This is a genomic window from Allosphingosinicella deserti, from assembly GCF_003012735.1.
Taxonomy (GTDB): Bacteria; Pseudomonadota; Alphaproteobacteria; order Sphingomonadales; family Sphingomonadaceae; genus Allosphingosinicella; species Allosphingosinicella deserti.
Window position 1 is genome coordinate 559,889 of sequence record NZ_PXYI01000001.1, and the last position, 22,482, is coordinate 582,370.

The window sequence follows — 22,482 nt, forward strand, 5'->3', positions numbered from 1 at the left end:
CATCGCGTGACCACGGAGAGTGCAATGGAAAATGAACAACTTGTGCAACTGACTGCCGATATCGTGGCAGCTCACGTCGCCAACAACAACGTCGCCGTCGGCGATGTCGGCAATCTCGTCCAGCGGGTTTACGAAGCGCTTTCCGCTCTCGAGAAGCCGACCCAGGAAACCAAGCAGGAAGACAAGACCCCGGTGGTTTCGGTCCGCGCGTCGATCAAACCCGATTATATCGTCTGCATGGAATGCGGCGCGAAGCAGCGCATGCTGAAGCGCCACCTGATGACCGCGCACCAGATGACGCCGGAGCAGTATCGCTCCGATTACGGCCTGCCGCGTGACTATCCGATGGTCGCTCCGAACTATTCCGAGCAGCGCCGCGCGCTCGCCCATTCGATCGGTCTCGGCCGCAAGAAGGGCGGCGAAGACGCACCGGCACCGACACCTGAGCCCGCCAAGGCCACTGGCCGTGGTCGCGGCCGTCCGCGCAAGGCTGCTGCGGACGCCTGATCCGACCGAAACTTGACGTGACGCCCGCTCCGGTTCTGCCGGGGCGGGCGTTCTGTTTTGTGCGGCGTGGCGACGAGCGGAGCCGATGGTGCGACCTGAACATCATGATGCCATCATCCTTGGTGCGGGCGGCGCCGGGCTGATGTGCGCTGCCGTCGCCGGACAGCGCGGCGCGCGGGTCGCGGTGCTCGATCATGCCGATGCTCCGGGCAAGAAAATCCTGATTTCCGGCGGTGGCCGCTGCAACTTCACCAATGTCGACGCGGCTGCCGACCGCTACATTTCGGCCAATCCGCACTTCGCCAAATCTGCACTTGGCCGCTACCGACCGGATGACTTCATCGCGTTGGTCGACGCGTACGGAATCGCCTGGCACGAGAAGACCCTGGGCCAGCTTTTCTGCGACGGTTCCGCACGGCAGATCGTCGCGATGCTGCTTGAGGAGTGCGCCAAGGGCTCGGTCGCGCTGCGCCTTGGCAACCCTGTCGGTGAAGTTCGCCACGCGGACGGGCTGTTCCTGGTCGATCATGGCAGCTCCGCATTCGCTGCCCCGACGCTCGTCATCGCCACGGGCGGGCCTTCGATCCCCAAGCTTGGGGCGACCGGTTTCGCTTATGATCTTGCTCGTCGCTTCGGCCTCAAGGTCGTCGAGCCGCGTCCGGCTTTGGTCCCGCTGACGCTCGGCGGCGACGAAGTGCTGTTCCGAACGCTGTCCGGTGTTGCGACGGACGTGGTCGCCAGGGCGGGCAAGGCGCGGTTTCGCGAAGCCGCCTTGTTCACACACAAGGGCCTGTCCGGCCCGGCGATCCTCCAAATCTCCTCTTATTGGCGCCATGGCGAGCAGATCGGCATCGACTTCCTGCCCGACGTCGAGCGGGACTGGCTGATCGCTGCCAAGCGCGAGCGGCCGCGCACGACCGTGAAGGCCGTGCTCGGCCGGATGCTGCCCGAGCGCCTGGCGGAGACGCTTGCGGAGCGTCTGCTGGCCTCGGGCGAACTCGCCAATCTTTCCGATCGCATCCTTGGCGACAGCGAACGCGCGCTTTCCGATTGGCGCTTCACGCCCAGCGGCACTGAAGGTTTCGCCAAGGCAGAGGTGACCCTGGGCGGCATTTCCACGGACGGCCTCTCCTCCCGGACCATGGAAGCCAAGGCGGTGCCCGGCCTCTACGCCATCGGCGAAGCGGTGGACGTGACCGGATGGCTTGGCGGCTACAATTTCCAATGGGCCTGGGCGAGCGGCTGGGCAGCCGCGCAAGCCATGCAGTTTTGACGCCGCCTCTTCGCGCTGCAATGAGGTCGGCAGCATGGGAGAATAAGCATGATCGCACGCGCCCTGACGGCGGCAATGGCCGGATTGATGCTTATCGCCGCCGCACCTCCACCCGTGAACGTGGACGGGGGCCGCGTACGCGGCAGCGAGGACAATCATGCACTGGTGTTTCGCGGCATTCCCTTTGCCGCGCCGCCGGTGGGATCGCGCCGCTGGACTGCGCCAGCGCCCGTGCAGCCGTGGCGCGGTATTCGCGATGCGACCGCGCGGGCGGCCGCGTGCATCCAGAACGATCAAGGCTGGAACCACGCCGATTTCGTGTCGGGCGACGAGGATTGCCTGACCCTCGACATCCGTACGCCCGGGCTCGACGGCAAGCGGCCGATCTTCGTCTGGATCCACGGCGGCAGTAATCGTGCCGGCTCGCCCGGCGAGATGGTCACTTCACGCTTCGGCGGGGGCGACATCGTCCTGGTCGCGATCCGGTATCGTCTTGGCATCTTCGGGTTTCTGTCGCACCGCGGCCTCGGCCGGGAAGCGGGCGGAGCCTCGGGAAATTACGGGCTCATGGACCAGGTTGCTGCGCTGGAATGGGTGCAGCGAAACATTGCGCGCTTCGGCGGCGATCCGGCGCGGATAACGATCGGTGGCGAATCCGCAGGATCGCAGGACGTCGGCCTGTTGCTCGCCGCCCCGGCTGCGCGTTCGCTTTTCGCAGGCGCAGTGATGGAGAGCGGAACGCCGGGTTTCGGCCTCCCGTGGCGTAGCCGCGAGGAGGCGGAGCGCCTCGGCGATCAGGTCGATGCCTTGCTGCAGAGCGGAGGCGATGTCGCGAAGCTGCGCGCGGCGTCGGTTCCCGCGCTCCTCAAGGCGGATCTCGGCCTGCATGACGAGGCGCTAGAGGCCAACGATTATCTTTGGTTGCGGACGACGATCGATGGCCGCGTGTTCACGGTGTCGCCGCGCGCGCATTTGCAGGAAGGTCCCGGCAAGCCGCTCCTCATCGGCAGCAACCGTTTCGAACTTGGGCTTCCCGGCGGCCGGCCGCACCGCGATTCCTTCGTCGCGCGGGCCTTTGGGACCAACGAGGCGCAGGCGCGCGCCTTCTATCGGCTGGACCACCCCGATCCCGCAGCCGATCCGCGCATGGGCACACGCGACGATCAGATCGCCACCGACGTCACCTTCCGCTGTCCGGCCGGCGCGATGGCGTCGCTGATGGCGCAAAAGGGTGCTCCGGTGTGGCGCTACGAGTTCGATCTCGCGCCCGGCGGCGGCCGCACCAGCCACTCGGCGGAACTCGGTTATATCTACGGCGATCAGCGTCTGCCGTCGGGCGCCTTGCTCGGCGAATATTGGAGCCGCTTCGTCCTGTCCGGCGATCCGAACCGGCCCGGCCTCGCGCGATGGCCCCGCTTCCAACCCGACGACCGGGCGCATGTCTCGTTCGAGGCCACGGGGGCTATTCCTGGTCGCGATCTCCGCGTGGATATCTGCCGGTTGACCGACAGGCTTTAGGTCCGGCGCGGCGGCTCCCGCTCGAAGCGCCAGTGCTCGCCGCCGCGGCACAACGCGCCTCCGACGTTGCAGGTCTTACCCTCGATGAGTTGATCGATCAGCATGCCGAGCTGATCCCCGCGTGGAGAGGCTCCGGGAGAAATGTGGGTCAAGGCACGGCGGACGAGCCGGCGTAGCAAGGCCCGGGGGATATTTTGGGGGGCGAGCACCGCCCAGCCATCGCCGCTGGAAAGGCGTTCATCGGCAAGCGCGCCGGCGATCGCGTCGAGTGCGTCATCCGCTTCGGCGAGCGCGGCAGCGCTGCGGGCGAGCGCCGGCGGGTCGATCCAGATTGCTTCGGCAAGGCGACGCCGCATCAGGGCGCGGTCGAAGCGCTCGTCCAGGTTGCTCGGATCGTCTACCGCACGAATACCGGCGGACGAGACAATCGCTGCCAGCTCGCTACGCCGCCAGCCGAGCAACGGTCGGCACAGCAAGGCATTGCGTGCAAAGGGTGCCCGGGCCCGCACGCCGGCAAGGCCGCTTACACCGGATCCCCGCAGCAGCCGCATCATCAGCGTCTCGGCCTGATCGTCGGCATGATGGCCGGTCAGGACGACGGACAAACGCTCGTCTTCGGCCCAGACCCTCAGCGCAGCATAGCGCGCCGCGCGCGCCTGGGCCTGGACGCTGGACGCGGCCGCGACCGTGACGGGGAGGATGCGATGCGGAATACCGAGGTCCGCACAGGTCCGTGCGACCCAAGCGGCTTCTTGCGAGCTTTCGCTGCGCAATTGGTGGTCCACCGTCGCGGCCGCCACGGCACCGGGCCAGGCGGACGCGGCGAGGAGCAGCAAGGCAAGACTATCCGGCCCCCCGGACACGGCCACGCCGATCCGCTCCGGCTCGCCTCCGGCGGCCGCCCGAAGATCGTGTCGGAAGCGCTCGACCCACTTGGGTTCAGGAACGGGAGTCGTCATGGCGTCCTTCTAACCGGAAGTCCCACCGGCTGCGACACGTCCGCGATGGGCTGGCGAGCACCGGACGGGCAGGAGAGTGTCGGATAACCTGTTTCGACTCGTCATTGTACTCGGCTGGAGCGTCGTTGCTGCGATCACCGGCACCGCGATCGCCGAGCAGGGACCGGCGGCAGCGGTCGCAACCTTCGTGACCGATCTCGATCATCCCTGGCGCGCGCAATTCTATGCAGATCTTGAAACCCGTATGCTCTTCGGCGCCTGCATGATTTATCGAGAGCGGAGTCCTGCAACCGGTGTCGCGTGCGCGTTCGCCACGCTCGCGCTCGGCGCCTTGTTCACCTTGCCGTACCTCCTGGTCGCGAGCTTTCACGGGCACGGCAGCGTGCGCGCGCTCCTGCTCGGCCGGCACCGTTTATGCTCCTCCCCGGCGTCCCGGGGAGGAGCTGAGGGGATCATTGCCCGAACAGTTTGCCGAGTCCCTTCTTGAGCTTCGATTTGGTCGTCTCCGGCTTGGCCGGCGTCGCATCGGCGCCATCGCCGTCGTTGCTGCCGGAATCCCGCCCGCCCATCATATCGGCCATGTTCATGCCGAGCAGGCCCGTATAGGAGGATTTGGTACGCAGCTTGACAGTCCAGTCGGGCCGCCACGAAGCGGGGGCACGGGCAGGCCGGACCGGATGGCTGAAATTCGCCTCGTTGCCGAAGGCCGCGAGGCTGAGCATCGACTGCGGAGCGGCCTTCGCGACCTCCGCCGGAACCGTGCAGCTGGTTGCCGTTGCAGGCATCAGCACCTTGCCGGCGACAAGACGACGGATTTCCTCCGGCGCCAGATAGTCGCTCATCATCGCCATCGCCTGCACTTCGCTCGAGCTCCAGATGATGAAATCACCATTCCGTCCCGAGCCCATCGTTCCGGCGAGCCATGCCTGCGCCCCCGGAACCCCGCTCCAGGCGAGCGGCACCGCTCCGGACGGGCCGGCCTTGTTCGCCACGAGATTCACCGGAGCGAGAAAATCCTGCCCGGGCGCCAGGGTGAAATTGATGTCCGGCGTGTAATTGCCCTTGATGACATGGGCACCGACCAGCGAGCCTTTGGCAGGGATGCGCGATTTCGACCGGTCGTTCGGCCAATCGCCATAGGTTGCGGCGGTTGCCGGCGACGGCGGTGTCATGAACTTGAAGCTGGTGGTGGCGAAGGCTGGCGGCATCTTGCCGGCGCTCATCGCCGCGAAGTCGAGCACGACCGGCTGCCCCGTCCGCGCATGCTCCCCGCACCCCCAGTAGATCAGCATGCGCCCCTTCGGCTTCTCCATATTGCGCCAGGGCTCGGTCGGTCCGCTGGTTCTCGGTGCCGTCTTGGGCGTGACCAGCGGAAGGCTCGGTCCCGCCTGCAGTCCGGCAGGCGGAATATGCTCGGCGCTCGGCTCCCCAGTCGGGCGCTGGCCGGTGCCGAGTTGCAGTGTCAGATTATGTGCGTAACCGGATCCACCGCGGCCGCCCAACATCGCGGAAACCATGCCGCCGGTGCCGCCTGCCGCCATCGCACCCATGCCGGACATCGTGTCCGCGCTCATCCAGTAGGTGGCCGTCGAGCCGGCCTTCTGCTGGCCGTGCGCCGTCCCGATCGCCAATGCGGCAACGGCGGCCGTTGCGCCGAGCAGCGCAACCCGTTTGCTGTTCATGAAGTAACTCCCCGTCCTTCCCCTCGCTTGCGATCATACCGGAAGGGGGAACCTGCGGCAATCGAGCGGCGGCTGTCCCGGTCGCCACATTGGCCGTGTCCGTCGCGCAACAGCGGACTCGTCGCAAAAAGATGCCGGAACGAACTCTTTCGCCGCGATTTCGTGATGTGATCCGGCAGAGAGGACCATGCGGGCAAGGATGGAAGACGCAGCCTCCTTGAGGGCTCAGGCGGCACGGTGCCGGCGTCTCGCCGCCATGGTGACGACGCCGGACGTGATCGAGACGCTTCGCCAGATGGCACGCGAATATGATGCTCGCGCGGACGCGCTCGAGGCGCAAGACGCCAAGGATTGAGAGATCGCCGTAATCGAACCGCTCCGCGATTCCGGACGTCAGAGGGTGGTGTTCGTGCTTACTGGCACTTGGAAGCGCTGCGCGCCTGCGGCAGGCGCTGCTTCAGATAGTCCCGGATCGTAGCGCCGTAGACGTCCTGCAGCTCGTCATACGCCTTGCACGCGTCCCCGGGCTTGCCGAGTGCGACCAAAGACTGGCCGAGGAAGAACAGGCTGTCGGCGGCGCGCTCGCCCTTGGGATTGTCCTGGTAATTGGCGAGGAACACCTTGGCAGCGGCGGCAGGCTTGCCATCGTCCAGATAAGCGCGCCCGGCGAGGTTCGCGGCCCAACTGGCGAAGCGGTGCTTGGGCCACTTCTTGGCGACGCTTTCCAGCGTCTTCTGCGCCTCCCCATATTTCTTCTGTTCCCACAATTTGTAGCCGGCATTGTAGGCCGCTTCGGCCTCGTCGGCGGACGAGGCCGTATTGCCGGCGGGGGCGGGAGTGGACGGAGCCGGAGCGGCAGGACGCGTCGTCGCCTGAGCCGGAGCGGTCTCCGCCTCCGGCTGCGCGGCGGTAGGCCGTTCGAGCGTCTCTAGACGCGAGTTGGTGTTGTCGCGCAGCGTATTGAACGCCGCCTCGAGCTGGCGGACACGATTGGCATTCTGCTCGATCTGCCCGGTCAGCCCGGCAAGCTGCGATTCGAGCGCGTCGACGCGGGCCGTCAGGTCGGAGACCGCAGTCCCGGCGGGAACGCCCTGCTGCTCGACGATTGGGGTCGCCGGCGTGATTTCCGGGCCGACATATGGCGCGTTGGCGCCCGGAAAGACGCGCCGCTGGACCGCGCGCATTTCCTGCTCCAGCCGATCCACCCGGCGATCGATCCGGTCCGCCTGCTGGGCCCTGGCAGGCATCGCCACGCCGGCCATCAGCACGATGGCAAGAAGGTGAAAACGCATGAATATTCCCCGCTCTCAGTCTGACGCTTCTTCTACTAGCCGCGACTGGCTGTCACCAGCATTAAGAAAGGCTCGATTCAGCGTGCCGTCGCGCCAGGAGCAGGATCGGGCTGGACCGGCACGGGCGGCGCTGCGCCGCCCTGCGTCTGCGCGCCCTGCGCACGTGCGACGAGATCGACGGCGCGCAGGCTGACCTTGGAGATGGTGCGGTCCGGTGGGCCGAGCGGCGGAATCGCGGTTGCGCCGACGGTCACCCGAAGCGCTTGCGGACGACCGGTGCGCACCTGCGGGGCCTGTGCAGAGGCGGGCACTTCGAACCGTTCGCCGGCCTTGAGCGTGCCCTGGTAGAGCGCGGCCGATCCGCCCGGCTCGTCGACCCGCAGCCAGACGTCTTCGATCGCGGTGAGCACGACCGGGCCGGTCCCGGACGCCGGGGCAGCGGCAGGACGTTGCGGCACCGGCTGCGCCTGTGGCTGCGGCGCCGGAGCATCGACGATTTCGGTCGTCGGCAGGGGATCGTCGACCGCGCTGTCGCGCCAAAGATAATATCCGCCGATCAGCAGGATCGCGATCACCAGCGCAACGAGCGCCAGCGTCCAGGGCGGCACCCGGGCCGGATCGGCCGGCTCGTAATGGGCGGTGATCGGTCCCGAAGGGCCGCGGGCCAACCCCATCTGCTCGCGGACCTGCGCGCCGACATCGGACGGCTCGATACCGACCGCCTGCGCGTAGGAACGGGCGAAGCCGACGCTGTAGGTCGCGGCGGGAAGGGCGTCCCATTCGCCGCGTTCGATATGTTCGAGGTGGCGGATCGGGATACGAGTCTGGACCGCCACTTCCTGAAGGGTCAGGCCTTTCTGCTCGCGCGCGGCACGCAGCCGATCGCCGACGGTTCCCTCATGCGCCTGATCCTGAACCGTGTCCGCCATCAACGCCCCTTACAATGCCGAGCTTCATATCTGTTATCGTCAATGACACAGGAGCATGGCTCCGATGTCAACGTTTGCGGCCGTTTCACCCACGTCCGCGATCAAATTCAGGGTCGGTCCGCCCCGAGCGGTGCAGGCCCTCAGTCTAGCCGATAAAGATCCCATTGTCCTCGGCCCAGCGGCTGAGCGTCCCGCGCATGTCGGAAGGCGGAGTCGCCAGGAGTTGTTCCATCACCGGCAGCAGCGCCGAGCGGTCGAGAGAACGGATCATCGCCTTGATCGGGCCGACCGCAACCGGGGTGATCGAAAAGCGCTCGATGCCAAGCCCGATCAGCGCCATCGCCTCGAGGGTGCGGCCGCCCATTTCGCCGCATACGCCGACCGGCACTCCGGCTGCGGAGGCCTGGCGCACGATCCGGGCAAGGAAGCGCAGGATCGCCGGAGAGAGCCAGTCGTAACGCTCGGCAAGCTTGGGATGGGCACGGTCGGCGGCGAACAGGAACTGGGTGAGGTCGTTGGTGCCGATCGACAGGAAGTCGATCTTGGGCAGCAGCAGGTCGAGCGTTTCGGCCAGCGCCGGAACTTCGAGCATCGCCCCATAGGAGATCCGGCTCGGCAATAATTTGCGCCGCTCGGCAAGCCAGTTCTTCTGCTGCTCGACGATCTCGCGCGCGGCGTCGAACTCCCACGGTTCGGAGACCATCGGGAACATGATGTTGAGCTGGCGGCCCGCCGCGGCCTCCAGCAATGCGCGCGCCTGCGCCTTGAGCAGCCCGTCGCGATCGAGGGCGAGGCGCAGCGCCCGCCACCCCATCGCCGGATTCTCCTCCTGATCGTCGCCGTCGCCGGATTGAAGATAGGGCAGAGCCTTGTCGCCGCCGACGTCGAGGGTGCGGAAGATCACAGGCTTGTCGCCGGCACTTTCGAGCACCGAGCGGTAGAGGCGTTGCTGACTCTCGCGGCGCGGCAACGCGGCCGACACGAGGAACTGGAATTCGGTGCGGAAGAGGCCGATGCCGTCGGCACCGACGAGATGGATCGCCGCGGCGTCGTCGCGCAGGCCGGCATTGACCATCACGGTCACGCGGGTGCCGTCGGCAGTGATCGCCGGCAGATCGCGCAAGGCGGCGAACTCCGCCCGCTGCTTCTGGCTCACGGCAAGCTTGGCGGTGAACGCTTCCTCGACCGCGCTCGTCGGGCGGACGAAGGCGGCGCCCTCGCTGCCGTCGAGCAGGATCTCGTCGCCTTCGGACACGGCCTGGCGGATGCCGCGGACTCGGCCGAGCATCGGGATTCCCATCGCCCGCGCGACGATGGTGACGTGCGCGGTCAGCGATCCTTCCTCGAGGATTACCCCCTTCAGGCGGCGACGATCATATTCGAGGAGCTCGGCCGGGCCGAGATTGCGGGCGACGAGGATCGCATCGCCGCGCAAGCCCATCTGGGCCGCGGTGCCGAGCTGGCCGGAGACGATGCGGAGCAACCGGTTCGACAGATCGTCGAGATCGTGCATCCGCTCCTGCAGCAACGGATCGTCGATGTCGCGCATCCGCATCTGCATGCGCTGGCGGACCCGCTCGATCGCGGCCTCGGCGGTGAGGCCGCTGTCGATCGCCTCGTTGATCCGCCGCGACCAGCCCTCGTCGTAGGCGAACATCTTGTATGTCTCTAAAATGTCGTGATGCTCGCCGGCGGTGCCGAATTCGGCGCCGCTGGTCATGCTGTCGATCTGCTCGCGCATCTTGCCGAACGCGGAATAGACGCGGTGGCGCTCGGCCTCGGTGTCCTCAGCGACCGTATGCTCGATGGTGACCCGCGGTTGGTGAAAGACCGCGACTCCGGCCGCCATGCCGGTGACCAGGCGCAGGCCCGCCAGCCGCGCCGAACCCTGGTCGCGCGCGATTTCGGAAGCCGACGCGGCTTGGTCGGCAAGGCCGGCATTGGCGATCAGCTCCGACAGCACCATCGCAACCGTCTGCAGCGCCTCGATCTCGATCTCGTCATAGGCGCGGGGCTCGGCATGCTGCACGCTGAGCACGCCGATCGCGCGCTCGCGCCGGACGATCGGCACGCCGGCGAAGCTGTGGAACAACTCCTCGCCGGTCTCCGGCCGATAGGCATATTCGGGATGGTTCGCGGCTTCCGCGAGGTTGAGCACCGAAACCTGCTTGGCAATCGTTCCGACGAGGCCCTCGCCCATGCCGAGCTTGGTGACATGGACGGCACTCTGGTTGAGGCCGACGGTGGCGAACAGTTCGAGCACGCCGTCGCGCAGCAGGTAGATCGAGCAGACTTCGCTGCGCATCGCTTCCGCGATGATCTTGACGACCTTGTTGAGCTTGACCTGCGCAGCGGCGCGCGAAGCCATGACATCATGAAGTCCGGTCAGGATCTCGCGGGCGGAAGCGGCGGAAGTCGGCATGTTGGTCCTGCGCTAACAGAATGCGTGACCGGAAGCCAAGGCCGATACAGTGAAGATGTATCCGGAACGGCCTGCGCCGCGCGAAGGTCAGACCGAGCGGCGCTCCAGCGCGTGCGCGGCCTGGTCGATCAGCTGGCGCAATATCTCCGCGGCCGGCGCTTCTTCCTTGACCATCCCCACCGACTGGCCGGCCATCACCGATCCGGTCTCGACATCGCCGTCGATCACTGCGCGGCGGAGCGCGCCCGCCCAATAATGCTCGATCTGCAGCTGGGCCTCGGCCATTTCGACCGAACCCTGATCGAGCAGGTCGGCAACCTGGCGCTGCTTGGCGGCGAAGCTCTCCATCTCGCGATTCTTGATCGCCCGGACCGGGATTACCGGCAGGCGCGGATCGATCTGCACGCTGGTGATCGCGTCGCGGGCCGAAGCGCGGATGAAAGCCTTCTTGAAATTGGGATGGGCGATGCATTCGTTGGCGCAGACGAAGCGGGTGCCGAGCTGAACGCCGACGGCGCCCATTTCGAGATAGCCGGCGATCGACCCGCCGTGGCCGATGCCGCCGGCGACGAAGATCGGCACATCGGCGGCGAGCGGCGGCAGTATCTCCTGCGCCAGCACCGAGGTCGAGACCGGGCCGATATGGCCACCCGCTTCCATGCCCTCGATCACCAGCGCGTCGACGCCCGAGCGAACCAGCTTCTTGGCGAGCGCGAGCGCCGGCGCAAAGCAGATCAGCTTGGCGCCATTGCCCTTGATCCGGTCGATCGAACCGGGCGGCGGCAGGCCTCCGGCGAGCACGACATGGCTGACTTCGTGACGTGCGCAGACGTCGATCAGATCGCTCAATTGCGGGTGCATGGTGATGAGATTGACGCCGAACGGCCGATCGGTGCGCTTTCGCGTCTCGGCAATTTCGGTGTCGAGCAGATCGGGTGTCATCGCCCCGCAGGCGATCACCCCGAACGCACCGGCGTTGGACAGCGCGGAGACCAGGTTGCGCTCCGAAATCCAGCTCATCGCGCCGCCGAGGACCGCGACGTCGCAGCCGAGGAAATCGGTGCCGCGCTTCATCAGCCGCGCGAGGCGATCGTGACCGATGTCGGCGGACGTCTGCTCCGCCGCGACGGCGACTTCGCTGGTCACGCGCTGGTCTCCGCGTCGAGCCCGTAGGTGCTGTGCAGCACGCGCACCGCGAGCTCGGTATATTCCTCGGCGATCAGCACGGAGACCTTGATCTCGGAGGTGGTGATGGCGAGGATATTGATGTTGCGGGCGGCGAGCGCTTCGAACATCTGCGCAGCGATGCCGGCATTGGAGCGCATGCCGACGCCGACGGCGCTGACCTTCACGACATTGGTGTCGGTGACGAGGCCGTCGAAGCCCATTGTCTCACGCACCTTCTCCAGCACCGCGCGGGTCTGCGGCAGCGAGGCGGCCGGCACGGTGAAGGTCAGATCGCTCTTCGAGCTCGGCTGCGGCACGCTTTGCACGATCATGTCGACGTTGATGCCGGCGTCAGCGAGCGGCAGGAAGATTCCCGCGACGGTGCCAGGCTTGTCGGGCAGGCCGGTGAGGGTGACCATCGCCTCGTTCTTGTCATAGGCGATGCCGGTGATCAGTTGCCGTTCCATGTCGAATTCCTCGAGAGCCTCGTCGGCGACGACCATCGTCCCGGGACGGTCATCGAAGGAGGAGAGCACCCGCAGCGGCATGTTCTCGCGCATGGCGAGGCCGACCGAGCGGGTCTGGAGCACCTTGGCGCCGACCGAGGCCAGTTCGAGCATCTCCTCGTAGGTGATGATCGGCAGCTTGCGGGCGCGCGGGACGATGCGGGGATCGGTGGTGTAGACGCCGTCGACGTCGGTGTAGATGTCGCAGCGATCGGCCTTCATCGCGGCGGCGAGCGCCACCGCCGACGTGTCGGATCCGCCGCGGCCGAGCGTGGTCACGTCGCCGGCTTCGGTGACGCCCTGGAAGCCCGGGATGACGGCAATTCCGCCCTCGTCGAACACGCGCTCCAGCACTGCGGCGTCGATGCCCTCGATGAGTGCGGCGCCGTGGCCGGACGTCCGGATCGGCAGCTGCCAGCCCATGTAGGATTTGGCGTTGAGCCCCATGCCCTGCAAGGTGATCGCCAGCAGCCCGCTCGTCACCTGCTCGCCGGAAGCGACGACGACGTCATATTCGCGCGGATCGTAGAGCGACGCCGCCTCGCGGCAGAGCTGGACCAGCCGATCGGTTTCGCCGGCCATCGCCGACACGACGACGGCGATCTGGTTGCCGGCTTCGACCTCGCGCTTCACCAGGCTTGCGACATGGCGGATGCGTTCGATGCCTGCCATCGAAGTGCCGCCGAATTTCATCACGATACGGGCCATTGGGCTGCGGCTCTTATCAATTGCCGCCGCACATTCAAGCGGCGGAGGTGAGGGGAATCAGGCGCGTGCTGCGACGAGCCATTCCGGAACGGCATCTGCGGCGATCAGCCGGTCGATGTCGATGCGCTTTCGAACCACCGCCCAATCGGATCCGTGGACGAGGACCTCCGGCGTGAGCGGCCGCGAATTGTAGGTGCTGGACATTGCCGCCGCATAGGCCCCGGCAGTGCGGAAGATGACGAGTTCCCCCGGCTGGACGGTGTCCATCTCGCGTCCCATTGCGAACGTGTCTCCGGTCTCGCAGACCGGACCAACGACGTTGACCGTCGCCTTGCTGCCATGCGGCGCTACCGCTTCGATCGAATGCCATGCGTCGTAAAGGGCAGGCCGCATCAGATCGTTCATCGCCGCGTCGACGACCACGAACGGGTGGGTGGAGCCGGGCTTGACCCGGATCACGCGGGTGAGGAGCACGCCGGCATTGCCGACGATCAGCCGACCGGGCTCGAACACCAGGCGCACGTTCCAGCCGCTGGCGACCCGCCGTACCATTGCCCCATATTCCTCGGGCGACGGGGGCGAGGGGAGATCTGAATTGTACGGGATTCCGAGCCCGCCGCCAAGATCGGCGACTGTGATCACGTGGCCGGCGTCGCGTAGATTGCCGATCAGCATCCCGACCTTGGTAAAGGCTGCTTCCAGCGGATCGAGGCTGGTCAGCTGGCTGCCGATGTGGACGGCGACGCCCTGAACATCGAGCCCGGGGAGCTCCGCAGCGCGGCGGTAGGCGGCAAGCGCATCGGCAAAGGGCACGCCGAACTTGTTTTCGGCCGAGCCGGTCGAGATCTTGGCATGGGTGCCTGCGACGACGTCCGGATTGACGCGGAAGCCGACTGGGGCGCGCCGCCCGAGCCGGGTCGCCACCGCCGACAGCATTTCCGCTTCCTCGACCGATTCCAGGTTGAACTGGAACAGGCCGCCTTCGAGGGCGAGCGCCATTTCCTCCTCGGTCTTGCCGACGCCGGAGAAGACGATCTTTTCCGGCGCGATCCCTGCCGAGAGCGCGCGGCGATATTCGCCGCCGGAGACGACGTCCGCGCCAAGGCCTTCGGCACCGAGCGTCGCCAGCACGGCGGCGTTGGGGTTGGCCTTGACCGCATAGGCGATCAGCGGGTCGGCGAGCGGCTCCAGCGATTGCCGCAATACCTGGGCGTGGCGTACCATTGTCGCCGAGGAATAGACATAGACCGGGGTTCCGACCGCGTCGGCGATCTCGGAAAGCGGCACGTCCTCGCAATGAAGGGCGCCGCCCTGGTGCGTAAAATAGTCCATGAAGGCCTTCGCGCGGGCTGAAGAGGGAAACGATGTCGCGTCTGCCGGTTTTGATCCCGGCACGGCCGTTTCGCCGTGGGAAACGGACTCGTGCCCTGATAGGGAGCAGGCATGACCATGGCAAGCGATCCGACCCCCGGCACCACCATCGATCCCAACGAAGCCGCCCATTTCGGCCGCATGGCGGCCGAGTGGTGGGATCCGAACGGCTCGTCGGCCATGCTTCACCGCCTCAATCCGGTGCGGCTCGCCTACATTCGGGATCGGCTCGATCAGCATTGGAGCCTCGACGAATGCGACATCCGCCCGCTCAAGGGCCGCCGCGCCGCCGATGTCGGCTGCGGAGCGGGGTTGCTTGCGGAGCCGCTCGCCAGGCTCGGCGCGGAGGTTACCGGTCTCGATCCGGCGCCCGAGAATATCGCCGCGGCGCGGGAGCATGCGCTGGGGCAGGGGCTTCAGATCGATTATCGCGTCGGCAGCATCGAGGCGCTTTCCGGCCCTTATGATCTCATCACCTCGCTGGAGGTGGTGGAGCACGTGTCCGACGTCCGGCAATATCTCCAGGGGCTCGCCGATGCGCTTGCCGACGACGGGTTGCTGATCCTGTCGACTCCCAACCGCACCGGGCTGTCCCGGTTCATGCTGATCACCGCAGCCGAGGGAACCGGCCAGATCCCCCGCGGCACGCACGACTGGGACAAGTTCCTGACGCCGGAAGAGCTCACTGCTGTCCTGCGCGACGTGGGCCTCGATCCGATCGATTGCACCGGTCTGAGCTGGGGCCCCGCGCGCGGTTTCCACCTCTCGGAGACCAAGTCACTCAACTATCTGTTGACGGCGCGCCGCAGCGCTTAGCGGCGATCGGATCTAGAAGAAGTCGACCTTGTCGTAATGGGCGGGAGGTGTGATCACCTCCATGCGCTCGCCGAGCAGGGTTCGGAAGCTCGGCCGCGACTTCATCACCGAATACCAGTCGGTGGTCTGCTTGTGGCCGCGCCAGTCGATCCCACCCAGATAATCGGCCACCGACAGATGCGCGGCCGCGGTGAGATCGGCGAGGCTCAGCACCGGTCCGCCGAGCCAGCGGCGATGATCGAGCAGGTAATCGATATAATCGAGATGGGCGTTGGCGGTCTTCATGGCCTCGCGCAGAATCCGCGTGTCCGGCGCGTCGCGGCTGACCAGCCGCTTCTTCATCCGCTCTTCCATCAACGGGCCGACGACATCCGCATAGAGGCGCTCGTCGAACCAGGCGACGAGCCGCCGAACTTCCGCCCGCGCCGCTGCGCCGCCGGCAAGCATCGGCGCACGATCGACCGTTTCCTCGAAATATTCGCAGATCGCGTTCGAATCGATCAGGACGAGGCCCTTTGATTCCTCGACGAGCACCGGCGTCTGGCCGGCCGGATTGAGGTCCATGAACTCGTCGCGATTGGCCCAGGGATTTTCGCGCACCAGCTCATGCGCGATGCCCTTTTCGCCCAATTGGAGCCGAACCTTGCGCGAAAACGGGCAAAGGGGAAATTGATAGAGCTGCCACATGCCGGCCGTCTTAGCCGCCGAAGCGCGCGAAAACTACGCCGATCTGAGGTGTAATCGCAATCCCGGCTCAGCGCTCCCAGTCGTCTTCGAGATCGGGGTCGTACCGGCGCTCGCCGCGGCGCGCCCTGCTCTGTGCGATCGCGTCTTCCATACGCCGGGCTGCATCTTCGAGCGAGCGCCGGAGGACGGGCGTAAGCACGGCAAGCTGCTCGACCGCGGAGCCGACCCCGGCGCTTGCGATGGCGATCTCGTCGCGGACCCGGTCGCGGGCATAGGGATCGTCGCGACTGGCCACGTCGCCAAGCGTCTCGTCGCGTTCGCGGCGGCTGAGCCTGCGGCCCTCGATGGCTTCGCGCAGCGGCCCGACCGGCGTGTCGAGAATGGCATCGGCAATGGCACCAACGCGGTCGCCCATGGCATCGATCTCGCCAGGCGCAGGCAGGCTGCGGACCACCTCGTCGTCGCGAGGATCCGGATAGGCCTGAGCGAAGGCAGGCGCGGCAAGCGCGAACGTGCTTGCGGCAATGATCAGCTTACGCATCGGACAAGCCTCCTTAAGTCCTTGGCGGCACGGGGAAAACGCATCTCCGTGCGAATCGGTTGCCGTCTATGGACAATAAGGGATGAGCCGCCGCTGAATAAGGTTCAAGCGCGGCGTTTTCCGAGAGGTTGCGGGTGCTTAGCGCGCCATCAGCCAGATCGCGGCAGCGGTGCCGGCGACAATGCGGTACCAGGCGAACGGCGCGAAGCCGTAGCGGGTAACGATGTTGATGAACCAGCGAATCACCACCAGGGCAACCACGAAGGATACGACGAAGCCGATGGCGATCGTGCCGATGGCGCCGCTGTCGAGTGCTTCGCTGGTCTTGTAGAGATCGTAGCCGGAGGCGGCGAGCATCGTCGGCACCGCCAGGAAGAAGCTGAACTCGGCCGCCGTCTTGCGCTCGACGCCGAGCGAAAGGGCGCCCATGATCGTCGCGCCGGATCGGCTGACCCCGGGGATCATCGACAGGCATTGGACCACGCCGATGCCCAGCGCGACCTTCCAGCTCATCGCCTCGACGCTGTGGACACGCGGGTTCTTGATCAGTCGCTCGAGGATCAGGATCGCGATACCGCCGACGACGAGCGCGACCGCAACGGTCATCGGGCTCTCGAGCAGCGCCTTGACGCCGTCATAGACGATCAGCCCGACCACCGCCGACGGCAGGAAGCCGAGCAGGATGTTGCGGGTGAAGATCAGCGCCTGCGGATCGAGGCGGAACAGGCCGATCGCGACGTCCAGGAACCGGCGCCAGTAGAGCACCAGAACCGCCAGGATCGCGCCGAGCTGGATGACGATCTCGAAGGTCCCCGAGGCCCCGCTCTTGAAGCCGAGCAGCTCGGCCGCAAGCACCAGGTGGCCGGTGGAAGAGACCGGAATGAACTCGGTGACGCCTTCGACGATGCCGAGCAGGATGATGGTCAGAAGGTTTGCGTCCATGGTCCGTCCGAATGCGCTTCGCCGCTCGGCATGCCGAGGGCAGGGCGTCCACCCACTTGCTCAGCACGGCGGCGGTGCGCCGTGCAAAGCTTCGGGCCTCAATAAGGTGATTTGGCAGCGAAGCGGCCGTGGCGACGGTAAGCCAGCAGCCATCCTTCCGCAACTGCAGCAATCGGTGTCTTGGGAAGCCCGAACGCCTCGAGGCCGGGCGCACCTTCGGACACGACATTGTCCTTCTGCAGCATCAGCCACTGATCCCAGGTCAGCGGCGCGCCGGGAAGCCAGCCTGTCAGCCGCGCCAACCCCGATGCGGCTGCATCGGGCACGTCGATCAGCGAGCGATTGTGCCCCGTGCTCTTGCAGACGAATTCCATGATTTCGCGCATGGTGAGCACCTGCGGCCCGCCGAGCTCGTAGTCTTTCCCCGCATGGGTCGTGGGGTCACAGGCAGCAGCGGCGATCGCGCGGGCCACTTCGGCGGCATAGACCGGCTGGAAGCGGGCCTTGCCGCGGATCACCGGCAGTGCCGGCGCCAGCCGGGCGAGCGCCGCGAAGCGATTGACGAAATTGTCCTCGCGCCCGAACAGGATCGACGGGCGCATGATCGTCGCCGATGGGAAGGCGGCGCGCACCGCCTGTTCGCCCTCTGCCTTGGAGCGGCCATACGCCGATTCGCTCTTCACATCGACGCCGAGCGCCGAGATGTGGACGAGGGCGTCGGCGCCTGCGGCCTGGGCCGCCTCGGCGACGTTGCGGGCGCCGTCGACATGAATGCCCTCGAAATCACCCTTGAGGGTGCCGACCAGGTTGACCACCGCGTCGCTGCCCTCGACTGCGGCCCGCACCCGCGCCGCGTCGCGGATGTCGCACGACGCGAACTGGATCTGGCCGACCGGACCGAGCGGCTTCAGGAAATAGGCCTTGCGGGGATCGCGCTCGACGACGCGCACCCGGGCGCCCAAGCCGAACAGCGACTGTGCGACATAGCGGCCAAGGAAGCCGCCGCCGCCGAAAAGAGTGACCACGCGGTCCATCGAACGTCCCTTATTTCACGCCTTGAAGTCGCGTGCCCCATTGCCCGCTCGCTGGCACGTTGACAAGCGCGGCGAGCGCCCCTAGTTCGCCGCCACTACCCCGTGCCCAGGTGGCGGAATTGGTAGACGCACCAGCTTCAGGTGCTGGCGCTCGCAAGGGCGTGGAGGTTCGAGTCCTCTCCTGGGCACCAAGCACCCCCTTTCAGGGGGTGCCATATCCTCCCGAAAACTTGAAAATTCCGCAGTTTTCTGCCATTACTTGGCTCGGGAGATCCAATTGGGACCCATAGAGTCCCACGGTGCTGTTGGTACCGATGTTGGTATTTCCGATACCAACAGGCGGAGATACCAACGTGGCTCTCAACGCTCTCCAGGTCCAGAATGCCAAGGGGCGGGACCGGCCCTACAAGGTCGCTGACTCCGGCGGCCTCTACCTGTTCGTTCAGCCCTCGGGACAGCGCTACTGGCGGCTCGCCTACCGCTGGGATCGCAAGCAACGAACGATGGCGCTCGGCGTCTATCCGGACGTCAGTCTTGCTGCTGCTCGCGAGAAGCGCGACGCCACGCGAAAGATGCTCGCCTCCGGGCGTGATCCGGTGGCTGTTGCCAGAGAGGAGGAACGTGCCGCTAAGCTTGCGGAGCAGGCCACGTTCAAGGTCATCGCTCAGGAATGGTTCTCCAAATGCGAGCGAGAGGGAAGGGCCGATATCACGCTCAAGAAGCAGCAATGGCTGCTGGACTTCGCCTATCCGAAGCTCGGTGACCGGCCGATAGCCCGAATCACGGCCCACGAAGTCTATGAGGTGCTCAAGACCATCGAGGCCAAGGGTCATCATGAGACCGCCCGGCGTCTGCGCGGCACGTGCGGGCAAGTGTTTCGCTACGCTGTCGCAACCGGGCGCTCGGAGCGGGATGTCTGCGCCGACCTTCGCGGCGCCCTCGTAACGCCCAAGGTCAAGCATCTTGCCGCGATCACGAACGCGCGTGAGGTGGGGGAGCTTATGGAGGCGATCGATGCGTTCGACGGGTACCGGGTAACGCACGCCGCGTTGCGTCTTGCACCCCACCTGTTTGTCCGTCCGGGCGAACTCCGGCACGCGGAGTGGGCGGAATTCGACTTCAAGGAGCGGGTTTGGGCAATCCCCGCGGAGAAGATGAAGATGCGCCGGCCGCACTTCGTTCCGTTGTCCCGACAAGCGCTTGCCATCCTCGACGATGTCCGGCCGGTCACGGCAGGGCAGCGATACGTCTTTCCGTGCCAGGGAAAGCGGGATCGCCCCATGTGCGAGAACACGCTCAACCTCGCGCTGCAGCGGCTTGGCTATGGAGGGGGCCGGATGACGGCGCATGGATTTCGCGCAATGGCCAGCACGCTCCTCAACGAATCTGGTCGATGGACGGCAGACGCCATCGAGCGCCAGCTCGGCCATGTTGACGCGAACGCAGTGCGCCGTGTCTACGCGCGCGGTGAGTATTGGCCTGAGCGGATCCGAATGATGCAGGCGTGGTCGGATGAATTGAACCGCCTGCGAGCGGCGGCTTCGTTCGCTGCTGCACCCGCTCGCGCCGCTTAGAAGAGGCGATCAGTCAGAGAAAACACGAGAAGGTGGTGAGGATTTCGTGACATGGGCAGACCCGAGGCCATCGTGGGTCATTCCGACCTGGGATTTGAGGCACGGAGCTGACAAGCTAAAGCGGTGTACCTTCGATGCTTTACGAGCTCGGTCGGTGCCGGCGCGCAGAAGCGCGGTACCCTGTTTCGGGAGCTCCCAACATTGTCGATGAGAAAGCCGCCCGCATCGATTGGCTGATCCTTCTTGGGCACCGCAACTTCGAAATGGAGATGCGAAAGCATCGCGCAGCCAACATCTCCCTCGTCTCCGATGTACTGGCCTGAGCGGACTCTGTCTCCGACCTTCAACCCGGCTTGTTTGCTGCTCGAGCCCCTTCGCATGTGACCGTAAAGGGTCCATTCGCCATTGGCATGCGCAAGCCAGACGAAGTTATTTCGACAGTCTACCGCGGCGCGCCGGCTCTGGCGCTCGCTAAACCCATCCTGGACGGCCATCACGACGCCGTCAGCGGCGGCGACTATATGATGTGCTTTCCCGTCCCTCGGCTCGCCAACCAGATCAATGCGCGTTGGTGGTCGGTGTGTCTTGGCGTCGTCGAATACGGACACAGGGGTGCCAGACGCATAGGGGAGGCGGTATAGTCCAGCGGACGCGGTTTGTGCCTCCGGCGGTCCTGGCGAAGCTTCAGCCACCAGCGCGACGACGGCGGTCAGCAAAGATGCCCGGTTCAAAACTCCATCTCCAACTCTTCACTCTCTTCCCCGGATAGGGAAAACACGTCCATCTTCAACGCAGTTGATGCGGCACGCAAGGACAGTGCCTCACCTGAACGTTATCGTTCCATTCCCAACTGATGGATGGAGATCTTTGGCGGGGCCGGGCCACTGCGCAGTCCTCGACGATCACAAGGGGGCAGCATCGCTGCTACTCCCGTTGAGGGTCGGAGCCGGCCTACCGTATCGATCCGCCGCACGGCGGCGGGCGGGTCCGCGTGTCGCCCGCGAGAAGACGTTGGCCGTTGCGGCTCCGCCCCCACGAACAGCTTCCAAAGATCATCTAAACGAATCGCTTATGGTACGCCCATCATCCAAGGGGCTACTCCTTCCCGGCTGAGGAATAGGAGATAGAGATGTCGCTCGCCGCGATTGGCTCGTCCATGCGCACTTTTGGGTCGGCAGCTGCGCTGTTCGCCCGAAGGCTGGAGCCCAGCCCCCCTCCGCCGCCCCCACCAAGCCCGCAACCGGCGGGCCCATCGCCGGGCGGAGGCACAGGCGTGAAGTTCGAACTTGGGCTCGTTCCGGAGCCCGGATTGACCGGACCCGCAGTGACGCTCGGCACCGGGCGCGAGACCCAGCACGGCAACGTGACTTATACCGCGAGCATTCGGGTTGGCGTCGGAACGACAGTCGGCGCTGACGGCAAGAAGGCGTCGGCTGAAGCCACCGCTTCCGCAGGCGGAGTCGCCAATTTCGAGATCATCGCGCCCGAGGGCGTTCCAAGTGAACAGCTGCAGAAGATCAACCCGTTCGATCCGCGGTCCATTCCTCCCGGCGTGCAGGTGAAGGTCGATCTCGGCCAATTCGTGGGAACGCAGCTGGAGGCCAAGGTTCGCCACGTGCTGATGACCGAGAGCGTGCGTCTCGAGAGCGGGATTACGCTTCAAACCCAGCGCAGCGGTGACGGAAAGCAGGCGCAGGTTTCCGTCGGGCCGTACCAGGCGGTCGAGAGATCGAGTGGTGTCGGGATCGACACGGGACCGGTGAGCGCGCAACTCGCCCGAGTGGACCAGCTGCGGACGAACGTTCTGCTCCAGCAGCAACTCGACCTTTCGGGCCCAGAGACTAAAGTGCTCGACACCCAGAACGTGACCACAAACGAATATGTCTCCTCGACCGGATTGCAGATCGGGGTCGGCCCGCTGACCACCGAGCTGGGGATGCGAGAGAACTCCTCGGTGCAGACCGTCTCGCGCAAGCCTGACGGCTCCATGACCGTGAGCGACACTATTTATTACGACAATTCCGTGCCGGTCACGATCAATCGGGTTTTTGGCGCTGATGGACGGGAGCGCACCACCGACCGCACATACAGCTACACGGTAAAAGTGACCGAGGACAACAGGCAGTTACTGCACGCCGCCTTCGGCGGCAGCGCCAGCAGCGCCCGCGAAGATGGGCTGCGCCCCGGCACGACTTTAGTCTTGACCTACAACCAATGTCAGATGGGTGCGATGAAGGGGCAGTTCCAGGCGGCCGCGGAGACGTTTGGCAGGGATCCTTGGGGTACGCAGGACTTCCATATGGCCGGGCGAGACGACGTTCTCAGCTTCGCTGTGGCACTGTCACGCAACGGTGCCTCGGTTCGGAACGACTATGCGTTTGGCGAGATGTTGTTTGAAGTTGCCGATGCTGCCGACCGGGACATCAGTCGCCCTGGAGAGTTCTCGCGCAACCCAGGTTCTGCCTACGTCGTTGCTCCTGATCGGCCGCCGGAACTCTATCGCCCCGGCCGATGAACGTCGTGATCCTCGCCGCCGAGTCTCTAGCTGGTTTCT

20 protein-coding genes and 1 tRNA gene are annotated in these 22,482 nt (G+C 65.9%); 8 read left to right on the top strand and 13 right to left on the bottom strand.

Going from position 1 to position 22,482, the window contains the following annotated elements; genetic code table 11:
- Positions 1-24 precede the first annotated feature (24 nt).
- From C7I55_RS02625 to C7I55_RS02635, 3 genes are all read left to right on the top strand, one after another.
- Complete coding sequence (locus C7I55_RS02625; protein WP_106511304.1) at positions 25-507, top strand: MucR family transcriptional regulator; 483 nt, start codon at positions 25-27, stop codon at positions 505-507.
- Positions 508-592: 85 nt separating this feature from the next.
- Complete coding sequence (locus C7I55_RS02630) at positions 593-1,780, top strand: BaiN/RdsA family NAD(P)/FAD-dependent oxidoreductase (protein WP_106511305.1); 1,188 nt, start codon at positions 593-595, stop codon at positions 1,778-1,780.
- A gap of 48 nt (positions 1,781-1,828) precedes the next feature.
- A complete protein-coding gene (locus C7I55_RS02635) occupies positions 1,829-3,298 on the top strand; it encodes a carboxylesterase/lipase family protein (protein ID WP_106511306.1) in 1,470 nt (489 codons plus the stop codon).
- Here the strand turns inward: C7I55_RS02635 and tilS are convergent.
- Positions 3,295-4,257, bottom strand: coding sequence for a tRNA lysidine(34) synthetase TilS (gene tilS, locus C7I55_RS02640; RefSeq protein ID WP_106511307.1), 963 nt, complete (start codon positions 4,255-4,257; stop codon positions 3,295-3,297). The genes C7I55_RS02635 and tilS overlap by 4 nt on opposite strands.
- Before the next feature lie 76 nt (positions 4,258-4,333).
- On the opposite strand from tilS, the gene C7I55_RS27685 reads away from it, so the two are divergent.
- Entirely contained in the window at positions 4,334-4,744 is a 411-nt protein-coding gene (locus C7I55_RS27685; protein ID WP_146150908.1) for a hypothetical protein, read from the top strand.
- Here C7I55_RS27685 and C7I55_RS02645 read toward each other — a convergent pair.
- From C7I55_RS02645 to lysA, 7 genes are all read right to left on the bottom strand, one after another.
- On the bottom strand, positions 4,710-5,939 hold the full coding sequence (locus C7I55_RS02645; RefSeq protein ID WP_106511308.1) for a hypothetical protein: 1,230 nt from the start codon (positions 5,937-5,939) through the stop codon (positions 4,710-4,712). The two genes, C7I55_RS27685 and C7I55_RS02645, sit on opposite strands and share 35 nt — an antisense overlap.
- A 413-nt stretch (positions 5,940-6,352) precedes the next feature.
- A complete protein-coding gene (locus C7I55_RS02650) occupies positions 6,353-7,231 on the bottom strand; it encodes a DUF7518 family protein (protein WP_106511309.1) in 879 nt (292 codons plus the stop codon).
- A gap of 77 nt (positions 7,232-7,308) precedes the next feature.
- Positions 7,309-8,160, bottom strand: coding sequence for a helix-turn-helix domain-containing protein (locus tag C7I55_RS02655; RefSeq protein ID WP_106511310.1), 852 nt, complete (start codon positions 8,158-8,160; stop codon positions 7,309-7,311).
- A gap of 145 nt (positions 8,161-8,305) precedes the next feature.
- Positions 8,306-10,582, bottom strand: coding sequence for a phosphoenolpyruvate--protein phosphotransferase (gene ptsP, locus C7I55_RS02660; RefSeq protein WP_106511311.1), 2,277 nt, complete (start codon positions 10,580-10,582; stop codon positions 8,306-8,308).
- An 87-nt stretch (positions 10,583-10,669) separates the two neighbouring features.
- Positions 10,670-11,656 carry an NAD(P)H-dependent flavin oxidoreductase gene (locus tag C7I55_RS02665; RefSeq protein WP_199192714.1) on the bottom strand — a complete coding sequence of 329 codons (987 nt, stop codon included), beginning with the start codon at positions 11,654-11,656 and terminating at the stop codon, positions 10,670-10,672.
- Between the two features lie 68 nt (positions 11,657-11,724).
- Positions 11,725-12,963 carry an aspartate kinase gene (locus C7I55_RS02670; RefSeq protein WP_106511312.1) on the bottom strand — a complete coding sequence of 413 codons (1,239 nt, stop codon included), beginning with the start codon at positions 12,961-12,963 and terminating at the stop codon, positions 11,725-11,727.
- A 57-nt stretch (positions 12,964-13,020) separates the two neighbouring features.
- Positions 13,021-14,295: a diaminopimelate decarboxylase gene (lysA, locus tag C7I55_RS02675; protein WP_106511313.1), complete on the bottom strand. Its 1,275-nt coding sequence runs from the start codon at positions 14,293-14,295 to the stop codon at positions 13,021-13,023.
- A 117-nt stretch (positions 14,296-14,412) separates the two neighbouring features.
- Here lysA and ubiG point away from each other — a divergent pair, with 117 nt between their 5' ends.
- Complete coding sequence (ubiG, locus tag C7I55_RS02680) at positions 14,413-15,150, top strand: bifunctional 2-polyprenyl-6-hydroxyphenol methylase/3-demethylubiquinol 3-O-methyltransferase UbiG (protein WP_106511657.1); 738 nt, start codon at positions 14,413-14,415, stop codon at positions 15,148-15,150.
- A 12-nt stretch (positions 15,151-15,162) separates the two neighbouring features.
- Here ubiG and C7I55_RS02685 read toward each other — a convergent pair whose 3' ends face one another.
- The 4 genes from C7I55_RS02685 to C7I55_RS02700 form a co-directional block, all read right to left on the bottom strand.
- Positions 15,163-15,837 carry a glutathione S-transferase family protein gene (locus C7I55_RS02685; RefSeq protein WP_106511314.1) on the bottom strand — a complete coding sequence of 225 codons (675 nt, stop codon included), beginning with the start codon at positions 15,835-15,837 and terminating at the stop codon, positions 15,163-15,165.
- A 67-nt stretch (positions 15,838-15,904) separates the two neighbouring features.
- Positions 15,905-16,378, bottom strand: a complete 474-nt coding sequence (locus C7I55_RS02690) for a hypothetical protein (protein ID WP_106511315.1) — start codon at positions 16,376-16,378, stop codon at positions 15,905-15,907.
- A gap of 138 nt (positions 16,379-16,516) precedes the next feature.
- Positions 16,517-17,320 (bottom strand): undecaprenyl-diphosphate phosphatase, encoded by an 804-nt coding sequence (locus C7I55_RS02695; protein WP_106511316.1) that lies wholly within the window; start codon positions 17,318-17,320, stop codon positions 16,517-16,519.
- 98 nt (positions 17,321-17,418) lie between these two features.
- Complete coding sequence (locus C7I55_RS02700; protein WP_106511317.1) at positions 17,419-18,354, bottom strand: complex I NDUFA9 subunit family protein; 936 nt, start codon at positions 18,352-18,354, stop codon at positions 17,419-17,421.
- Positions 18,355-18,458: 104 nt separating this feature from the next.
- On the opposite strand from C7I55_RS02700, the gene C7I55_RS02705 reads away from it, so the two are divergent.
- Both C7I55_RS02705 and C7I55_RS02710 read left to right on the top strand, forming a co-directional pair.
- A tRNA-Leu gene (locus tag C7I55_RS02705) sits at positions 18,459-18,545 on the top strand.
- A gap of 162 nt (positions 18,546-18,707) precedes the next feature.
- Complete coding sequence (locus C7I55_RS02710) at positions 18,708-19,928, top strand: tyrosine-type recombinase/integrase (protein WP_408640577.1); 1,221 nt, start codon at positions 18,708-18,710, stop codon at positions 19,926-19,928.
- A gap of 77 nt (positions 19,929-20,005) precedes the next feature.
- Here the strand turns inward: C7I55_RS02710 and C7I55_RS29395 are convergent, their stop codons facing one another.
- Complete coding sequence (locus C7I55_RS29395; protein ID WP_408640578.1) at positions 20,006-20,620, bottom strand: M23 family metallopeptidase; 615 nt, start codon at positions 20,618-20,620, stop codon at positions 20,006-20,008.
- A gap of 581 nt (positions 20,621-21,201) precedes the next feature.
- Between C7I55_RS29395 and C7I55_RS02720 the strand changes: the two genes are divergently transcribed.
- Positions 21,202-22,443: a hypothetical protein gene (locus C7I55_RS02720; RefSeq protein WP_106511320.1), complete on the top strand. Its 1,242-nt coding sequence runs from the start codon at positions 21,202-21,204 to the stop codon at positions 22,441-22,443.
- The last annotated feature ends 39 nt before the right edge of the window (positions 22,444-22,482 follow it).

Bases quoted from the DNA above. Each gene is read 5' to 3' on its own strand.
- ptsP (WP_106511311.1), bottom strand. From the start codon at position 10,582: ATGCCGACTTCCGCCGCTTCCGCCCGCGAGATCCTGACCGGACTTCAT.
- C7I55_RS02700 (WP_106511317.1), bottom strand. From the start codon at position 18,354: ATGGACCGCGTGGTCACTCTTTTCGGCGGCGGCGGCTTCCTTGGCCGC.
- C7I55_RS02655 (WP_106511310.1), bottom strand. From the start codon at position 8,160: ATGGCGGACACGGTTCAGGATCAGGCGCATGAGGGAACCGTCGGCGAT.
- C7I55_RS02665 (WP_199192714.1), bottom strand. From the start codon at position 11,656: ATGAAGCGCGGCACCGATTTCCTCGGCTGCGACGTCGCGGTCCTCGGC.
- C7I55_RS02630 (WP_106511305.1), top strand. From the start codon at position 593: ATGGTGCGACCTGAACATCATGATGCCATCATCCTTGGTGCGGGCGGC.
- C7I55_RS02650 (WP_106511309.1), bottom strand. From the start codon at position 7,231: ATGCGTTTTCACCTTCTTGCCATCGTGCTGATGGCCGGCGTGGCGATG.
- tilS (WP_106511307.1), bottom strand. From the start codon at position 4,257: ATGACGACTCCCGTTCCTGAACCCAAGTGGGTCGAGCGCTTCCGACAC.
- C7I55_RS02635 (WP_106511306.1), top strand. From the start codon at position 1,829: ATGATCGCACGCGCCCTGACGGCGGCAATGGCCGGATTGATGCTTATC.
- lysA (WP_106511313.1), bottom strand. From the start codon at position 14,295: ATGGACTATTTTACGCACCAGGGCGGCGCCCTTCATTGCGAGGACGTG.
- C7I55_RS02645 (WP_106511308.1), bottom strand. From the start codon at position 5,939: ATGAACAGCAAACGGGTTGCGCTGCTCGGCGCAACGGCCGCCGTTGCC.
- C7I55_RS02685 (WP_106511314.1), bottom strand. From the start codon at position 15,837: ATGTGGCAGCTCTATCAATTTCCCCTTTGCCCGTTTTCGCGCAAGGTT.
- ubiG (WP_106511657.1), top strand. From the start codon at position 14,413: ATGGCAAGCGATCCGACCCCCGGCACCACCATCGATCCCAACGAAGCC.
- C7I55_RS02695 (WP_106511316.1), bottom strand. From the start codon at position 17,320: ATGGACGCAAACCTTCTGACCATCATCCTGCTCGGCATCGTCGAAGGC.
- C7I55_RS02625 (WP_106511304.1), top strand. From the start codon at position 25: ATGGAAAATGAACAACTTGTGCAACTGACTGCCGATATCGTGGCAGCT.
- C7I55_RS02690 (WP_106511315.1), bottom strand. From the start codon at position 16,378: ATGCGTAAGCTGATCATTGCCGCAAGCACGTTCGCGCTTGCCGCGCCT.
- C7I55_RS02670 (WP_106511312.1), bottom strand. From the start codon at position 12,963: ATGGCCCGTATCGTGATGAAATTCGGCGGCACTTCGATGGCAGGCATC.